Here is a 14827-nt window from a genome sequence, read left to right as displayed (position 1 = left end):
CCGGATGCGGATAAGGTCACACTAATGCCGTCGAATAAAGCCGTTTCCGCACCGGGTTATGCGCGCGACACTCCCACGCGGCCCACCGTGTGGCCGGGCAACGCCTATCCGCTCGGCGCCACCTACGACGGCGGTGGCACCAACTTCGCGCTGTTTTCCGAGGTCGCCGAGTCCGTCGAGTTATGCCTGATCGACGAGGACGGCACCGAGTCGCGGATCGCCCTGGACGAAGTCGACGGCTATGTGTGGCATGCCTACCTGCCGAGTGTCCACCCGGGTCAGCGCTACGGGTTCCGGGTGCACGGGCCGTTCGACCCGGCCGCCGGACACCGCTGCGACCCCAGCAAGCTGTTGCTGGACCCGTACGGGAAAGCCTTCGACGGTGATTTCGACTTCGGGCCGGCGCTGTTCTCCTACGACATGGCGGCTCCCGACTCCGATACCCTGCCGATGATCGACTCGCTGGGCCACACCATGACCAGCGTGGTGATCAACCCGTACTTCGACTGGCAGTCCGACCGCGCACCGCGAACGCCGTACCACGAAACGGTGATCTATGAGGCCCATGTCAAGGGCATGACCCAGACCCATCCCGGTGTGCCTGAGGAGCTGCGCGGCACCTATGCCGGGTTGGCGCATCCGGCGATCATCGACCACCTCAAGTCGCTGAACGTCACCGCGATCGAGCTGATGCCGGTGCACCAGTTCATGCACGACCAGCGACTGCTGGAGATGGGACTGCGAAACTACTGGGGGTATAACACGTTCGGGTTCTTTGCCCCGCACAACCAATACGCGTCGCAGCGCCAACCCGGTGGTGCCGTCGCCGAATTCAAGACCATGGTGCGGACCTTCCACGAAGAAGGTATCGAGGTCATCCTCGACGTGGTCTACAACCACACCGCCGAAGGCAATCACCTCGGGCCGACGATCAACTTCCGCGGTATCGACAACGCCGCCTACTACCGGCTCGACGACAACGACCCGCGGTTCTACAAGGATTTCACCGGAACCGGCAACAGCCTCAACGCCCGCCACCCGCACACCCTGCAGCTGATCATGGACTCGCTGCGCTATTGGGTGACCGAGATGCACGTCGACGGGTTCCGTTTCGACCTGGCCGCTACCCTGGCCCGCGAACTGCACGACGTCGACCGGCTGAGCGCGTTTTTCGACCTGGTGCAACAAGACCCGATCGTCAGCCAGGTCAAGTTGATCGCCGAGCCGTGGGATGTCGGCGAGGGCGGCTACCAGGTCGGCAACTTTCCAGGTTTGTGGACCGAATGGAACGGGAAATACCGCGACACCGTGCGCGATTACTGGCGGGGAGAACCCGCAACCCTGGGCGAGTTCGCGTCCCGGCTGACCGGGTCGTCGGACCTGTACGAGGCGACCGGGCGGCGTCCCAGCGCCAGCATCAACTTCGTCACCTGCCACGACGGCTTCACCCTCAACGACCTGGTGTCCTACAACGAGAAACACAACGAAGCCAACGGCGAGGACAACCGCGATGGGGAGAGCTACAACCGCTCATGGAACTGCGGTGTCGAAGGGCCCACCGACGACCCGGACATTCTCGCGCTGCGCGCCCGGCAGATGCGCAACATCCTCGCTACGCTGATGCTGTCTCAGGGCACCCCGATGATCGCGCATGGCGACGAGATGGGGCGCACTCAGCAGGGCAACAACAACGTCTACTGCCAGGACTCTGAATTATCCTGGATGGACTGGTCTTTGGCAGACAAGAACGCCGACCTGCTGACGTTCACCCGCAAAGCGACCCGGTTGCGCCGGGATCATCCGGTTTTCCGCCGGCGGCGGTTCTTCGAAGGCGAACCGATCCGCAGCAGAGAGCAGGTCTGTGACATCGCCTGGCTGACACCGAGCGGCCGGGAGATGACCCATGAGGACTGGGGGACGGAGTTCGGCAAGAGTATCGCCGTCTTTCTCAACGGGGACGCCATCCCCGAGCCGGATGCACGCGGAGAACGGGTAGTCGACGATTCGTTCCTGTTGTGTTTCAACGCCCATGATGATGTGGTGGAGTTCATCGCGCCGCACAGCCGCTACGCGGCGGAGTGGACGGCCGAATTGGACACCACCCACCCGACCGGCGACGGCGGGCTGGTCGTCGGAGCCGGGCAGAAAATCTCGTTGCCGGCCCGCTCGCTGCTCGTGCTACGCAAGACCGCCTGATATATGCCGTTACCGGTGCTGTCCACCTACCGGTTGCAACTGCGCGGGCAGTCGAGCGGGTTCGGGTTCACCCTCGCCGACGCCGAGAGTCTTCTGGACTACCTCGGCGCGCTGGGGATTACCCACCTCTACCTGTCCCCGGTCATGACCGCCGTCCGCGGATCCACGCACGGCTACGACGTCACCGACCCCACAACGGTCGCTGCGGAACTCGGTGGCGCTGATGGTCTGGCCCGCCTGTCGGCGGCGGCGCGGGCACGCGGTATGGGCCTTGTGGTCGACATCGTTCCCAATCACCTCGGGGTGGGAGCACCCGAGCAGAACCCATGGTGGTGGGATGTGTTGACCCATGGGCGGTCGTCTCGCTACGCGAACTTCTTCGACATCGACTGGGATCTCGGTGACGGTCGAATCCTATTGCCGCTGTTAGGTTCCGACGCGGATGTGGCGAATCTTGCGGTCGACGGCGACGTGCTTCGGCTCGGTGAGCTGATCTTGCCGATCGCCCCGGGCACCGGGCACGGTTCAGGGCCGGAGGTGCACGAACGCCAGCATTACCGGCTGGTGGGCTGGCGACATGGGCTGTGCGGCTATCGCCGGTTTTTTTCGATCACCTCCCTGGCCGGGCTACGCCAGGAAGAGCGTGCGGTGTTCGAGGCCACCCATGCCGAGATCGCTCGCTGGTTTTCCGAAGGGCTTATCGACGGTGTGCGGGTCGACCACCCCGACGGGCTGGCCAATCCGGGCGGGTATCTGGCCTGGCTGCGCGCACTGCTCGGGCCGAACGCCTGGATCGTGGTCGAGAAGATCCTGGCCGTCGACGAGGCGTTGGAGCCCACCGTGCCGGTCGCCGGCACCACCGGCTATGACGTGCTGCGCGAAGTCGGCGGCGTCTTCATCGACCCCGCCGGCGCACCGGCCCTGACGAGGCTGGCCGAATCCGCGGGTGCCGACCACGCCGGCATGCCGGCGCTGCTGCGTGAACTGAAGACCCGCGTGACCACCGATACCCTGGCCAGCGAACTGCACAGGCTGCGACGCTGTATCGCGGCCGCCGCGGGCGCCGATCACCCGCAGCTGCCCGAGGCGCTGGCTGCGCTGCTGGCGCATATCGGTGTCTACCGCTGCGACTATCCCGGCCTGAGCGCCGTCCTGCCCACGGCATTAGCCGAAACACAAGCGGCGGCGCCGCAATTAGGGCCGCCGCTGCAAATCGTCGCCGCTGCCCTGGCCGCCGGGGGTGAGCCGTCGGTCCGGTTGCAGCAGCTGTGCGGTGCGGTGACTGCCAAGGCGGTCGAGGACTGCCTGTTCTACCGGGATCCCCGCCTGGTGTCGCTCAACGAGGTGGGGGGCGACCCGCAGCGGTTCGGGGTCGGCGCCGCCGAATTCCACCACCGCGCCGCTGCCCGGGCCCGGCTGTGGCCGCACACGATGACCACACTGACCACCCATGACACCAAACGCGGTGAAGACGTACGAGCCCGCATCGGTGTGCTTTCACAGGTTCCCTCGTTGTGGATCGAATTCGTCAGGCGGGGGGAGGCTTTGGCGCCCTCCCCTGACCCGGCCACCGGGCTGTTTCTGTGGCAGAACATTTTCGGTGTGTGGCCGGTGGACGGCGTAGTCACCGCCGAGCTGCGCGAGCGGCTGCACGGGTACGCGCACAAGGCGGTGCGGGAAGCGGCTACGCACACATCCTGGACCGATCCGGACCCCGATTTCGAAAACGCCGTGCACCGCTGGCTGGACGCTGTACTCGACGGCCCGGTGGCACGCGAGCTGACCGGTCTTGTCCGCGAGCTCAATCCGCATGCCGAAAACGACGCGTTGGGTCAGAAACTGCTGGCGCTGACCTGCCCCGGCGTGCCCGACGTCTACCAGGGCACCGAACTGTGGGACGACAGCCTGGTCGACCCGGACAACCGGCGCCCGGTGGACTATGCGACCCGCCGTGCGGCGCTGGCAGCCTTCCGGCACCCCAAGATCCGTGTTGTGGCTGCGGCATTGCGGCTGCGCCGGGCTCGCCCGAATACCTTCCTGCACGGCGGCTATTACCCGGTGCTCGCCGAAGGGCCGGCCGCTGATCATGTGGTGGCGTACCGCCGCGGAGACGATGTGCTGGTGGCCGTCACCCGCTGGACGGTCCGGCTGCGGAATTCCGGCTGGGGCGCCACCGCACTGCCCCTGCCCGACGGATCGTGGGCCGACACGCTCACCGGCGCGGTGTTCAGCGGGACTGCCCCGGCCGCCGCGCTGTTCGCGGAGTTGCCGGTGACGTTGCTGGAGCGCGCCGATGCGTGAATTCGCGGTCTGGGCACCCAAACCCGCGGTGGTACGCCTCGACGTCGAGGGCACGATACATGCGATGACCCGCGGCGATGACGGATGGTGGCGCGCCACCGTCGAGGCCGCGCCGGATGCCCGCTACGGCTATCTGCTCGACGACGACCCGCAGGTGCTGCCCGACCCGCGCTCACCCCGCCAGCCCGAGGGCGTACACGCGCGCTCACAGTTGTGGGAACCCGCCGCCACGGCCCGGACCGATGAGCACTGGGATGGCCGGTCGGTCGAAGGCGGGGTCATCTACGAACTGCACATCGGCACCTTCACCCCTGAGGGCACCTTCGACTCCGCGGTGGAAAAGCTGGACTACCTGGTCGATCTCGGGATCGACTTTGTCGAACTGATGCCCGTGAACGCGTTTTCGGGGACCCACGGCTGGGGATACGACGGCGTGCTGTGGTATGCGGTGCATGAACCCTACGGCGGCCCCGACGGGCTTGCCCGGTTCGTCGATTCGTGTCATGACCGCGGACTGGGGGTGCTGATCGACGCGGTGTTCAATCATCTCGGCCCGTCGGGCAATTATCTGCCGCGGTACGGACCGTATCTGTCTCGGGGCAGCAACCCGTGGGGCGAAAGTATCAACATCGCCGGCCCCGACTCCGATGAGGTGCGCCGCTACATCATCGACTGCGCGCTGCGCTGGATGCGGGATTTCCGCGCCGACGGGTTACGGCTGGACGCGGTACACGCCTTGGTGGACACCACCGCGATCCACATCCTGGAAGAACTGGCACGCGAGACAGAGGCCCTCGCTCAGCAACTCGGCCGCCCGCTGTCGCTGATCGCCGAAAGCGACCTCAATGACCCACGGCTGATCACTCCCCGCGACAAGGGGGGTTACGGGCTGACCGCGCAGTGGAATGACGACATCCACCACGCCATCCACGCTGCCGTCTCCGGGGAACGCCAGGGCTACTATGCCGACTTCGGCTCGCTGGCCACACTGGCGAAAACGTTGCGCCGTGGCTTCTTCCACGCCGGCACCTATTCGTCGTTCCGCCGCCGCCGCCACGGGCGGCCGCTGGACACCGCAGAGATACCGGCCACCCGGCTGTTGGCCTACACCTGCACCCACGACCAGGTCGGCAACCGCGCCCTCGGTGATCGCCCGTCGCAGAACCTGACCTTTGGCCAGCTGGCGATCAAGGCCGCCTTGGTGCTCGGATCTCCTTACACTGCAATGCTTTTCATGGGTGAGGAATGGGCCTCAACGCGCCCGTTCCAGTTCTTCAGCTCACACCCCGAACCCGAGCTGGCCCGCGCCACCGCGGAGGGACGCAAAAAGGAGTTCGCCGACCACGGTTGGGACGCGGACGAGATTCCCGACCCGCAAGACCCCCAGACGTTTTACCGCTCCACGCTGAACTGGGATGAGGCCGACACCGGCGAGCACGCGCGGCTACTCGGTGTCTACCGGGATCTCATCGCATTGCGCCGCAGCGAACCCGATCTGGCTGACCCGTGGCTGGATCACCTCAGCATCGACTACGACGAGCAGCACCGCTGGATCGTCGTGCACCGCGGCCGGCTGGCCATCGCCTGCAACCTCGGCACCGAGGCGGTGGCGGTGCCGGTGCACGGCGAGGTGGTGCTGGCCTGGGACGAGCCGACGGTGACCGCCGGACACACGGTGCTGCCCGGACATTCGTTTACCGTGCTTCGGGCTGCGGATAACTGATGAGCCAGGACGCGCAGGGCCGCGCCAACGACGGTTCGCTCGCGCAGGTACAGCCGCTGTAACCGGTTGGCGCGGCGCCGGTGGCGAATCACCGTCAGCGCCCGACCGGCCAGTGCTCGACCGTGATCTCGGCCATCGGGAAGTCGCCGGGATTGCCCGTCGCCAACCGTGCTTCGATACCAGCGGCCGCGGCGGCAATCAGACAGTCGGCCTGGTGAAGGGTGATCCCTCGGCTGGCGAACTGGCCGCGCCACTGTCCCGCGCGAATTCCTTCGGACGGACCCAGCGGGGCGCACCGTAAGCCCCGCACCAGCCGTTGTGCTGCGACTTCTTCGCCGGGAAGCAGCCCGCGCCAGATCTCCTCAATCGAGATCGCACACGTCCATGGCTCGTCGCCCTGGCGGCGCAGGGCGCGGAGGCGCTCGCCGGCCGGCCGGCCACGCAGGGCGTCGATGAGTACGGTCGAATCGAGCAGCACACGCGCCATGTCAGCCGACGCGACGCTGGTCGGCACGTTGGCGGCGGACCCATTCACCGGGATCGTCGTCCCATTCGTGCCCCTCGTCGGGGATGGCCCCGAGCGCTGCCTCGATATCGTCCCATCGCCGCTCGTCATCGAGTCCGCGGCGAATCAACTCGGCGATGAATGCGCTCCGTCGCCTGCGTCCGGCCCGCTGGTCGAGCTCGGCTACGAGCTCGTCGTCCACGGTAATGTGCAGTCGCATGGGCTGATCATAGCCCACTAACCGACCCCCGTGCCGCCGAGGAAAACGCCGACGCCGCCGATGAGTCATCACCGTCGGCAAGCTCGAGCGGCTACCCGGTCACATGCCGCAGAAACTGTGATACTGTGAAGCTGTGAAAAATATCACGGTCTCCGTTCCCGAAGACGTCTACCGCAATGCACGGATTCGGGCCGCGGAACTCGGCAAATCCCTCAGTGCCCTTGTCGCAGAGTTTTTGAACTCGCTTTCCGAGCGGGAGGCGGAGTTCGCCCGACTCGAGGCGAAGCAGCGCCAGGTCCAGCGTGAAATCCGACGCTTCCGTGCGCGCGACCGCCTGGGCCGCGACGACATCCACGACCGTGCGGTTCATTGACACCAATGTGCTGCTCTACGCGATCTCGCGCGATCCCGACGAGCAGCACAAGGCGAAGCGCGCCAACGAAATCCTGACCGCCCGCGACCTGGCGCTGTCCGTCCAGGTCCTGCAGGAGTTCTATGTCCAGGCGACTCGCACCAGTCGGCCGGACGCGCTCACCCATCAGCAGGCCGTCGACCTGGTGGTCGTTCATGCGGTTTCCCGTCGCCGCCATCACAACCCGGCTGATGCTCGCCGCCCTTGCGGCACATCGGCGCTTCGGCTTGTCGTACTGGGACGCCGCGATCCTGGAAGCCAGCCGCTCGCTGGGGTGTGATGTCGTGCTCTCCGAGGACCTGAGCGACGGCGAAGACTACGCCGGCGTGCGCGTGGAGAATCCGTTCCGCCCCGGCTACAGCAAGTAGCGGTAGGCCGGCGATCCGGGCTCGAGGACTTCGATGTGCAGCCCGGTGCCCCGCATCCGGGCCAACAGGCCGTCGATATCCGCGGCCGACCCCAATTCGATACCGACCAGGGCCTCACCGGTCTCCCGGTTGTTGCGCTTGACGTACTCGAACAGCGTGATGTCGTCGTTGGGTCCCAGCACCTCGTCGAGGAACCGGCGCAGCGCACCGGGCTCCTGCGGGAAATCGACCAGGAAGTAGTGCTTGAGCCCGAGGTGCACCAGCGAGCGCTCCAGCACCTCCCCGTAGCGGGAGACATCGTTGTTGCCGCCGGAGATCAGGCACACCACCGTGGAGCCGGGCTCGATGTCGGCCTCCAGCAGACCGGCGACCGACAGCGCCCCCGCCGGCTCGGCGATGATCCCTTCGTGCTGGTACAGGTCCAGCATCGCGGTGCAGACCGCGCCCTCGTCGACGCTGATGATCGACACCATGTCACCGGCGGCGGCCAGCGCGGCATACGTCAGCGTGCCCGCCCGGTTCACCGCGGCGCCGTCGACGAACTGGTCGACGTGGTCCAGGGTCACCGGCCCGCCCGCGGCCAGCGCGGCCATCATCGCGGCCGCCCCGGCCGGTTCCACCCCCAGCACCGCGGTGTTGGCCGTGCGCTCGGCCAGGTAGGTGGTGACGCCGGCGATGCAGCCGCCGCCGCCCACCGGGACCACCACCAGGTCGGGTTCGGTGTCGAGCTGATCGAGCACTTCCACGGCAATGGTGCCCTGACCGGCGATGGTGCGCACGTCGTCGTACGGGGGAACCAGCGTCGCACCCGTGCGGGCCACGTCCTCCAGCGCAGCCGCAGCCGCCAGGTCATAGGTCGACCCGCCCACGATCAGCTCGATGAACTCCCCGCCGTGGTAACGGATGCGGTCCTTCTTCTGCTTGGGCGTCTTGGCGGGCACGTAGACGCGGCCCTGAATGCCCAGCGAGCGGCATGCGTAGGCGAAGCCCTGCGCGTGGTTGCCCGCCGACGAGCACACCACGCCCGCGGCGACCTCCTCGTCGGAGAGCTGAACCAGCAGGTTGTAGGCGCCGCGCAGCTTGTAGGACCGCACCGTCTGCAGGTCTTCGCGTTTGAGGTACACCCTCGCGCCGGTGGCCGCGGACAACCGCTCGCAGTACTGCAGCGGCGTGGGCGTGACCACCGGTGCGATCCGCTTCGCCGCCGCCTCGACGTCCGCTGCGCACAACGGCCCGGCACCCGGCGCGGCCGGGGTCTGACTCGGTTCAGCGGACACCGGATAATCGTGCCATCCAGCAGGGCGTTCAGTGCACCGGGGTGAGCACGAACACCGGAATCTCCCGCTCGGTGTTGGCCTGATACGTGGCGTAGTCGGGCCAGACCTGCACGGCGCGTTGCCACCAGACGGCCTTCTCGTCGCCGAACACCTCGCGGGCCTCGTACTCGCCGGTGACCGGACCGTCCTGCAACTCCACCCGCGGGTTCTTCTTGACGTTGTGGTACCAGGCCGGGTGCTTCGGGGCGCCGCCCATGGAGGCGACGATCGCGTACTGCCCGTCGTGCTCGACCCGCATCAGTGGGGTTTTACGCAGTTTGCCGGTTTTGGCGCCGACCGTGGTCAACAGGATGACGGGCTTTCCCTGCAGCTCGGTACCCTCGGTTCCGCCGGATGCCATGTACTTCTCGGCCTGTTCGCGGGACCAGTCCAGCGGGCTGGGTGCGTATTCACCTGATAGCGGCATGCGCCCACTGTAAGGGGTCGGGCGCCCGCCGCGCGTCACACGGGTTGTGCCGTCTGCCACCCGGCAGGTTCGTGGACCTCGGGGCCGGGATTGTCGGCGTAAAGCTCCTCGATTTCGGCGGCGTACTTCTCGGCGATGGGCCGGCGCTTGAGTTTCATCGTGAGCGTCATCTCGTCGCCGCCCGGCTCCCATACCGTGGGCAGCACGCGGAAGCGTTTGATCTGCTCCACCCGCGACAGCCTGGTGTTGCCCTTGGCCACCCCGGCCGCGATCTCCGCGATCACCTCCGGGTCAGCGGCCAGTGCCGCGGGGGAGGCTTCGAGTCCGTGCCGGGCGGCGTACGGCCCGACCGAGTCGGCGTCGAACACCAGCAGCGCGGTGTTATACGGCCGGGCGTCGCCGATGGTGACCATCGCGCCGATCATGGGGCAGGCGGCCAGAATAGTGTTCTCAATGTTGGCCGGTGACATGTTTTTTCCAGCCGCGTTGATGATCAGCTCCTTCTTGCGGTCGACCACCCGCAGATAACCGTCGGCGTCCATCTCGAGGATGTCGCCGGTGTGCAGCCAGCCTTCTTCGTCGATGGCCTCCGCGGTCTTCGCCGGTTCCTTGCGGTAGCCCTTCATCACCAGCGGGCCACGCACCAAGAATTCGCCGTCGCCGGCGATCCTGGCCTCCAGCCCGGGCAGCAGTTTGCCGACGGTCCCCAGCAGCGCATCACGGGGATGGCTCACCGAGGCAACGCAACTCAGTTCGGACATGCCCCACACCTCGGCGATCGGAATGCCGATGCCGGCGAAGAACGCCAGCGTCTCCTTGGGAATCGGGGCGGCGCCCGAGACCGCCCAGCGCAGCTGATCCAAGCCGATCCGCTCCCGCAGCGCCGAGAGCACCAGCTCGTCGGCTTTGGCCCACTCGGCGGCCAGCTCATCGGGAACAGGTTCACCGGCCAGCAGCGCGGCGCCGCGTTTGGCGGCAACCGATAGCCCCCACTGCAGCGCCTGCCGCTTGACCTCGTCGGCCTCATGTGCGGCGGCGAATTCGATTGCGGCCTTAAGCTTTTCCCATACCCGCGGCACCGCACCCCAGATGGTGGGCCGAACGTCGGGCAGGGCGGCCGCGATCGCCTTTGCGTCGGACACCACGGTGACCTGGGTGCCGAACACCTCTTGGTTGTAGAGCCCCATCATCCGGTCGGCGATGTGCGCCGAAGGCAGAAACGACGTGATCCGGTCACCGAATCGCACCCCCAGGACGGCGTCGAGGGCAAACGCCTCGAACAGCAGATTGGCGTGCGTCATCTCTACCCCCTTGGGGTTCCCGGTGGTGCCCGAGGTGTAGATGAGGGTGACAACGTCGTCGGATTGCACTGCTCGCCAAGTGGATTCGAAGTCGAAGTCATCGGGGGCGGCGGCGTATAAATCGTCCACTGACAGGGCGCCCGCCGGTGAGCCGTCGATGCAGACGATGTGCTCGATGGCCGCGCCGCTGGCGCGGATACGATCGACGTACTGCTCTTCGCAGATCGCGACCTTGGTGCCGGCGTTGGCGAACAGGTAGGTCAGTTGCTCGGCGGGCAGCGTGTTGTACACCGAGAACGAGGTGGCCCCGACGTGTTGCGCACCCACTTCCAGCGGATAGAACTCGATCCGGTTGGCCATCATCAGCGCAACCGTGTCGCCCCGCCGGACCCCCAGCCCGGCCAGGCCGGCCGCGGCCTGACGTACCTGGGCCGCGTAGTGTCGCCAGGTCAGTGTCTGGGTCGCGCCCGGTGTACGCAGCGCGACCGCGTCGGGATCGATCGCGGCCGTGCGCTGAAACGCCGCGCACAGGGTGGCTGGCTGTTCGTTCATCACCGTTCTCCTTCGCGGCTTGTCTGACCAGGACACCGCCGTGGCAGCGGTTGCGCAAGTTCGCAGATTAGCCGGTGCCCGCGCGCCGGTTCGGCTGAACGATGTGAGCGCCCGGCGATAAGGTGGCGGCAATGGCGATTTTGATCACCGGTGCCAATGTCTGGGACGGGATCTCGGAGACGGTCACGCCGCGGCAGGTGCTCGTCGGCGACGGCCGGATCCAGCGGATCGGCGACTCGCTGGAGGCTCCCCCGGAAGCCCAACTGATCGACCTGTCCGGCCACACGCTCACACCGGGGTTCATGGACTGCCATGTCCATGTCACGGTGCACCCGCCGTTCGGTCCGGGTGCGGCCGCGGACTCCAGCGTCGCGAAAGCGCTGAAGTCACTGCCGGTGCTGCGGGCGTTGCTGATGAACGGGTTCACCACGGTGCGCGATCTGGCGTGCGCAGACGTGGACTACCCCACCATCGACCTGCGCGACGCGGTGGCGGCCGGGATCGTGGTGGGCCCGCGGATGCTGGTCGCGCCGCACATGATCTCCGCGCGCGGCGGTCACGGTGATTTCAGCGGCATGGTCGCCGACGAATACCAGGGCCCCTCGCGGGCGCTGGAACTTGCGGCCGCCGATGGGTGCGACGAGATCCGAACCCGGGTCAGACAAGAGATCCGCGCCGGCGCCGACTGGATCAAATTCGCTGCGACCGGCGGATTCGCCTCCCCGTCAGACGATCCCGGCCAGGCCACCTACAGCCAGGAAGAGATGGACGTCTTGGTCGCGACGGCAACCGACCTCGGGGTTCCGGTCACACCGCACAGCTACGGCGACGAAGGCATCCGGCGTGCAGTGCGGGCTGGAGTCCGCAGTATCGAACACGGAAACCTCGCCTCGGCGGAGACCCTGCGCATGATGGAAGACGCCGGCGTGTTTCTGGTGCCGACACAGTATGCGATCCTCTCCGGTGCCCGCCGCGACGAAGACGACCCCATGTGGGCGGCCATGCCGGAATACGCTCGGCGCAAAGCCCAAAAGTACCGCAACGCCTTGCTGGACGCCGCAGAACGAGTCGCGGCGAGCAACGTCCGGATCGCGTTCGGGACCGATGCGGGCATGTTCCCCCACCACGAGAATTGGCGGGAGTTCCCGACCATGGTGTCAACCGGCATCACCCCGCTGCGCGCCCTGCAAGCCGCCACCAGCGTCGCCGCCGAACTACTCGGGCTTGACGATCTGGGCGTGATCGCTGAAGGCAAGGTCGCGGATCTGATCGCGATGCCCGGTAACCCACTCGCCGATATCGAAGTGACCGGTCAGGTCGACTTCGTCATGAAAGACGGGGTGATCTACCGAAGTCCGGATTCGGGGGTTGTTGTCTCACCCTGATCGACCGGGCCAAAGCGCGGGCGCGGAACCGGCGGGGCGCACCCTGGCCGGCCGGGCATCGCGACGGCCTCATTCGAGCGGGTGATCTGGCTCCTTGTCGGCGCAACGAATACGATCCGGGAGACCGGGACGATTGGAGCCCTGCCGTGAGCCGCCGTGACCGCAAAGCCCGCGTCAGCGGTCGGTGCCGCCGCGCGGGCCCAGGTGCCGTCGGTGCCGCGGCAGCTGTCGGCGCGGTGCTGGCTGGCGCGACGATCGCCGTGGCCAGCGCACCCGAGGCTGGCGCCGATATCGGTGAGCTCATCGACGTCATCATCGACCCCGTCATGGTCGTTGGCGCGATCGGTCATGCTCTGGCCGGGGGTGGTATGCCCGGTGCCGATGCCGCGTTGAGACCGGATTGGGCTGCGGCCATCAACCCCCCGGCTGGCGTGTATCCGGGCGCTGACGGCGCTCTGGCTGTCTGGGACCCGATAGGCGGCCCTACCACCGCCACCCCGGATTTGAGCATCAACGCGGGCTTGGGTAACAGCGGCGCCGTCAACCTCGGCAGCGGAAACACCGGCGATGCCAACCTCGGCAGCGGAAACATCGGTGATCTGAACCTGGGCAGCGGCAACGTTGGCAGCGTCAACCTCGGCAGCGGCAACACCGGGGACGCCAACCTCGGCAGCGGAAACATCGGTGATCTGAACCTGGGCAGCGGCAACGTTGGCAGCGTCAATCTGGGCAGCGGAAACACCGGGGACGCCAACCTCGGCAGCGGCAACACCGGCGATGCCAATTTCGGCAGCGGCAACACCGGCAATCACAACGTCGGCAGCGGAAACACCGGCAATCACAACGTCGGCAGCGGCAACACCGGCGATGCGAACTTCGGCAGCGGCAACACCGGCAATCACAACGTCGGCAGCGGCAACACCGGCAATCTGGACATCGGGTTCGGCAACGCTGGTGATAACGATATCGGCTTCGGGAACAGAGGTGACAACGACATCGGCTTCGGGCTATCGGGCAACGACCAATTCGGATTCGGCAGGTTGAACACGGGTAGCGGAGACATCGGTCTGTTCAACTCCGGTGACGACGATATCGGTTTCTTTAACTCGGGCAACGGAAACATCGGTGGCGCGAACTCGGGCACCGGGGTTGGGCCCGCAAGCATAGAATTCGGCGACTCGGGTTACCTCAACACAGGCATCGGTAACTCCGGTTACCTCAACACGGGTATCGGAAACTCGGGTTACCTCAACACGGGCATCGGAAACTCGGGCGGCACCACCACGGCGGGCGGTATCAACACAGGCTACGGTAATTCGGGCTACCTGGACACGGGTGTCGGAAACTCGGGCCGCATCGACTCAGGCTGGTTCAACGCGGGCAGCGGTAACACCGGGTTTTTCAACTCGGGCGAGACAAATTTTGGCAGCTTCAATGCGGGCAGCACCAACACATTCGACTTCAACTCGGGCAACACCAACACCGGTTTCGCGAACTCGGGCAACACCAACACGGGCGTTTTCAACTCGGGCAGCCTCAACACGGGGCTGGGCAGCTCACGCACCCCGTCGGGAGTTCTGAACTCGGGCTGGGATAACTCGGGCACCGATCAATCCGGCTACGCGAACAACGGCACCGACAATTCGGGTTTCGATAATGACTTCCACGAAGCCGGTGTTACCGGTGACGCGGGCCTTGAAAACGAGGGCAGCCATGATTCGGGCATCATCAACGCGGGCGACGACAGCTCGGGCTTCAGAAACACGGGCACCACGGGCATGCCCAGCTTTAACTCGGGCTTCGCCAATACCGGAAACGACAATTCGGGTCACTTTAACTCGGGTGCCAATATCTCGGGAGCCGGAAACTTCGGCGACCAGATCTCGGGCTACCTCAACGCGGATGACCAATCGTCGGGTTATCTGCACTAGCGTCGCCATATCGAACGGGCCTCGTGCGCCAGGTGAGACCTGCGCTGCGGCTGTGTATGCTGCGCAGGCCCCGTCGTCACCCATGTTCGGGCCCGCGTGCAGCACAACGTCTGGTTTCCGGGTGGCTACGTGCTGCGCTCGGCGCTGTCGCCGGTGCTGATGCTGGTTTGTCGCCCACCGGCGAGCCGGC

The 14827-nt window shown here is 66.4% G+C and carries 12 protein-coding genes; 7 read left to right on the top strand and 5 right to left on the bottom strand.

Annotated elements, in window-relative coordinates:
• The first annotated feature begins 24 nt into the window (after window positions 1-24).
• The 3 genes from glgX to treZ are packed head-to-tail and all read left to right on the top strand — an operon-like array spanning window position 25 to window position 6220.
• Window positions 25-2196: a glycogen debranching protein GlgX gene (glgX, locus tag G6N08_RS14775; protein WP_163758473.1), complete on the top strand. Its 2172-nt coding sequence runs from the start codon at window positions 25-27 to the stop codon at window positions 2194-2196.
• A 3-nt stretch (window positions 2197-2199) separates the two neighbouring features.
• The gene (gene treY, locus G6N08_RS14770; RefSeq protein ID WP_163758470.1) at window positions 2200-4497 is read left to right on the top strand and encodes a malto-oligosyltrehalose synthase; all 2298 of its coding nucleotides are present in this window, start codon (window positions 2200-2202) and stop codon (window positions 4495-4497) included.
• Window positions 4490-6220 (top strand): malto-oligosyltrehalose trehalohydrolase, encoded by a 1731-nt coding sequence (gene treZ, locus G6N08_RS14765; RefSeq protein ID WP_163758468.1) that lies wholly within the window; start codon window positions 4490-4492, stop codon window positions 6218-6220. The genes treY and treZ overlap by 8 nt, the downstream gene beginning before the upstream one ends.
• Before the next feature lie 94 nt (window positions 6221-6314).
• On the opposite strand, the gene G6N08_RS14760 is transcribed toward treZ, so the two are convergent.
• On the bottom strand, window positions 6315-6698 hold the full coding sequence (locus G6N08_RS14760) for a PIN domain-containing protein (protein ID WP_163758466.1): 384 nt from the start codon (window positions 6696-6698) through the stop codon (window positions 6315-6317).
• 10 nt (window positions 6699-6708) lie between these two features.
• Window positions 6709-6945 carry a CopG family ribbon-helix-helix protein gene (locus G6N08_RS14755; protein ID WP_163758464.1) on the bottom strand — a complete coding sequence of 79 codons (237 nt, stop codon included), beginning with the start codon at window positions 6943-6945 and terminating at the stop codon, window positions 6709-6711.
• Between the two features lie 133 nt (window positions 6946-7078).
• On the opposite strand from G6N08_RS14755, the gene G6N08_RS14750 reads away from it, so the two are divergent.
• Together G6N08_RS14750 and G6N08_RS14745 are read left to right on the top strand one after the other, a co-directional pair.
• On the top strand, window positions 7079-7318 hold the full coding sequence (locus G6N08_RS14750) for a hypothetical protein (RefSeq protein ID WP_163758463.1): 240 nt from the start codon (window positions 7079-7081) through the stop codon (window positions 7316-7318).
• On the top strand, window positions 7305-7637 hold the full coding sequence (locus tag G6N08_RS14745; protein WP_218033383.1) for a PIN domain-containing protein: 333 nt from the start codon (window positions 7305-7307) through the stop codon (window positions 7635-7637). Before G6N08_RS14750 ends, G6N08_RS14745 begins: the two co-directional genes overlap by 14 nt.
• Window positions 7638-7712: 75 nt before the next feature.
• On the opposite strand, the gene ilvA is transcribed toward G6N08_RS14745, so the two are convergent.
• Genes ilvA through fadD11 form a run of 3 tightly spaced genes read right to left on the bottom strand, consistent with a single transcriptional unit; the run spans window position 7713 to window position 11321 of the window.
• Entirely contained in the window at window positions 7713-9002 is a 1290-nt protein-coding gene (gene ilvA / locus G6N08_RS14740; RefSeq protein ID WP_163758462.1) for a threonine ammonia-lyase, read from the bottom strand.
• A gap of 28 nt (window positions 9003-9030) precedes the next feature.
• Window positions 9031-9468: a nitroreductase family deazaflavin-dependent oxidoreductase gene (locus G6N08_RS14735; protein WP_163758461.1), complete on the bottom strand. Its 438-nt coding sequence runs from the start codon at window positions 9466-9468 to the stop codon at window positions 9031-9033.
• A gap of 35 nt (window positions 9469-9503) precedes the next feature.
• Complete coding sequence (gene fadD11 / locus G6N08_RS14730; protein WP_163758459.1) at window positions 9504-11321, bottom strand: fatty acid--CoA ligase FadD11; 1818 nt, start codon at window positions 11319-11321, stop codon at window positions 9504-9506.
• Between the two features lie 131 nt (window positions 11322-11452).
• Here fadD11 and G6N08_RS14725 point away from each other — a divergent pair, with 131 nt between their 5' ends.
• Together G6N08_RS14725 and G6N08_RS14720 are read left to right on the top strand one after the other, a co-directional pair.
• Entirely contained in the window at window positions 11453-12706 is a 1254-nt protein-coding gene (locus G6N08_RS14725; protein WP_163758458.1) for a metal-dependent hydrolase family protein, read from the top strand.
• Between the two features lie 146 nt (window positions 12707-12852).
• Window positions 12853-14637, top strand: coding sequence for a beta strand repeat-containing protein (locus G6N08_RS14720; protein WP_246216768.1), 1785 nt, complete (start codon window positions 12853-12855; stop codon window positions 14635-14637).
• Window positions 14638-14827 lie beyond the last annotated feature (190 nt).

The organism is Mycobacterium botniense, assembly GCF_010723305.1.
Classification (GTDB): domain Bacteria; phylum Actinomycetota; class Actinomycetes; order Mycobacteriales; family Mycobacteriaceae; genus Mycobacterium; species Mycobacterium botniense.
This window is presented reverse-complemented; position numbering and strand designations above follow the sequence as displayed.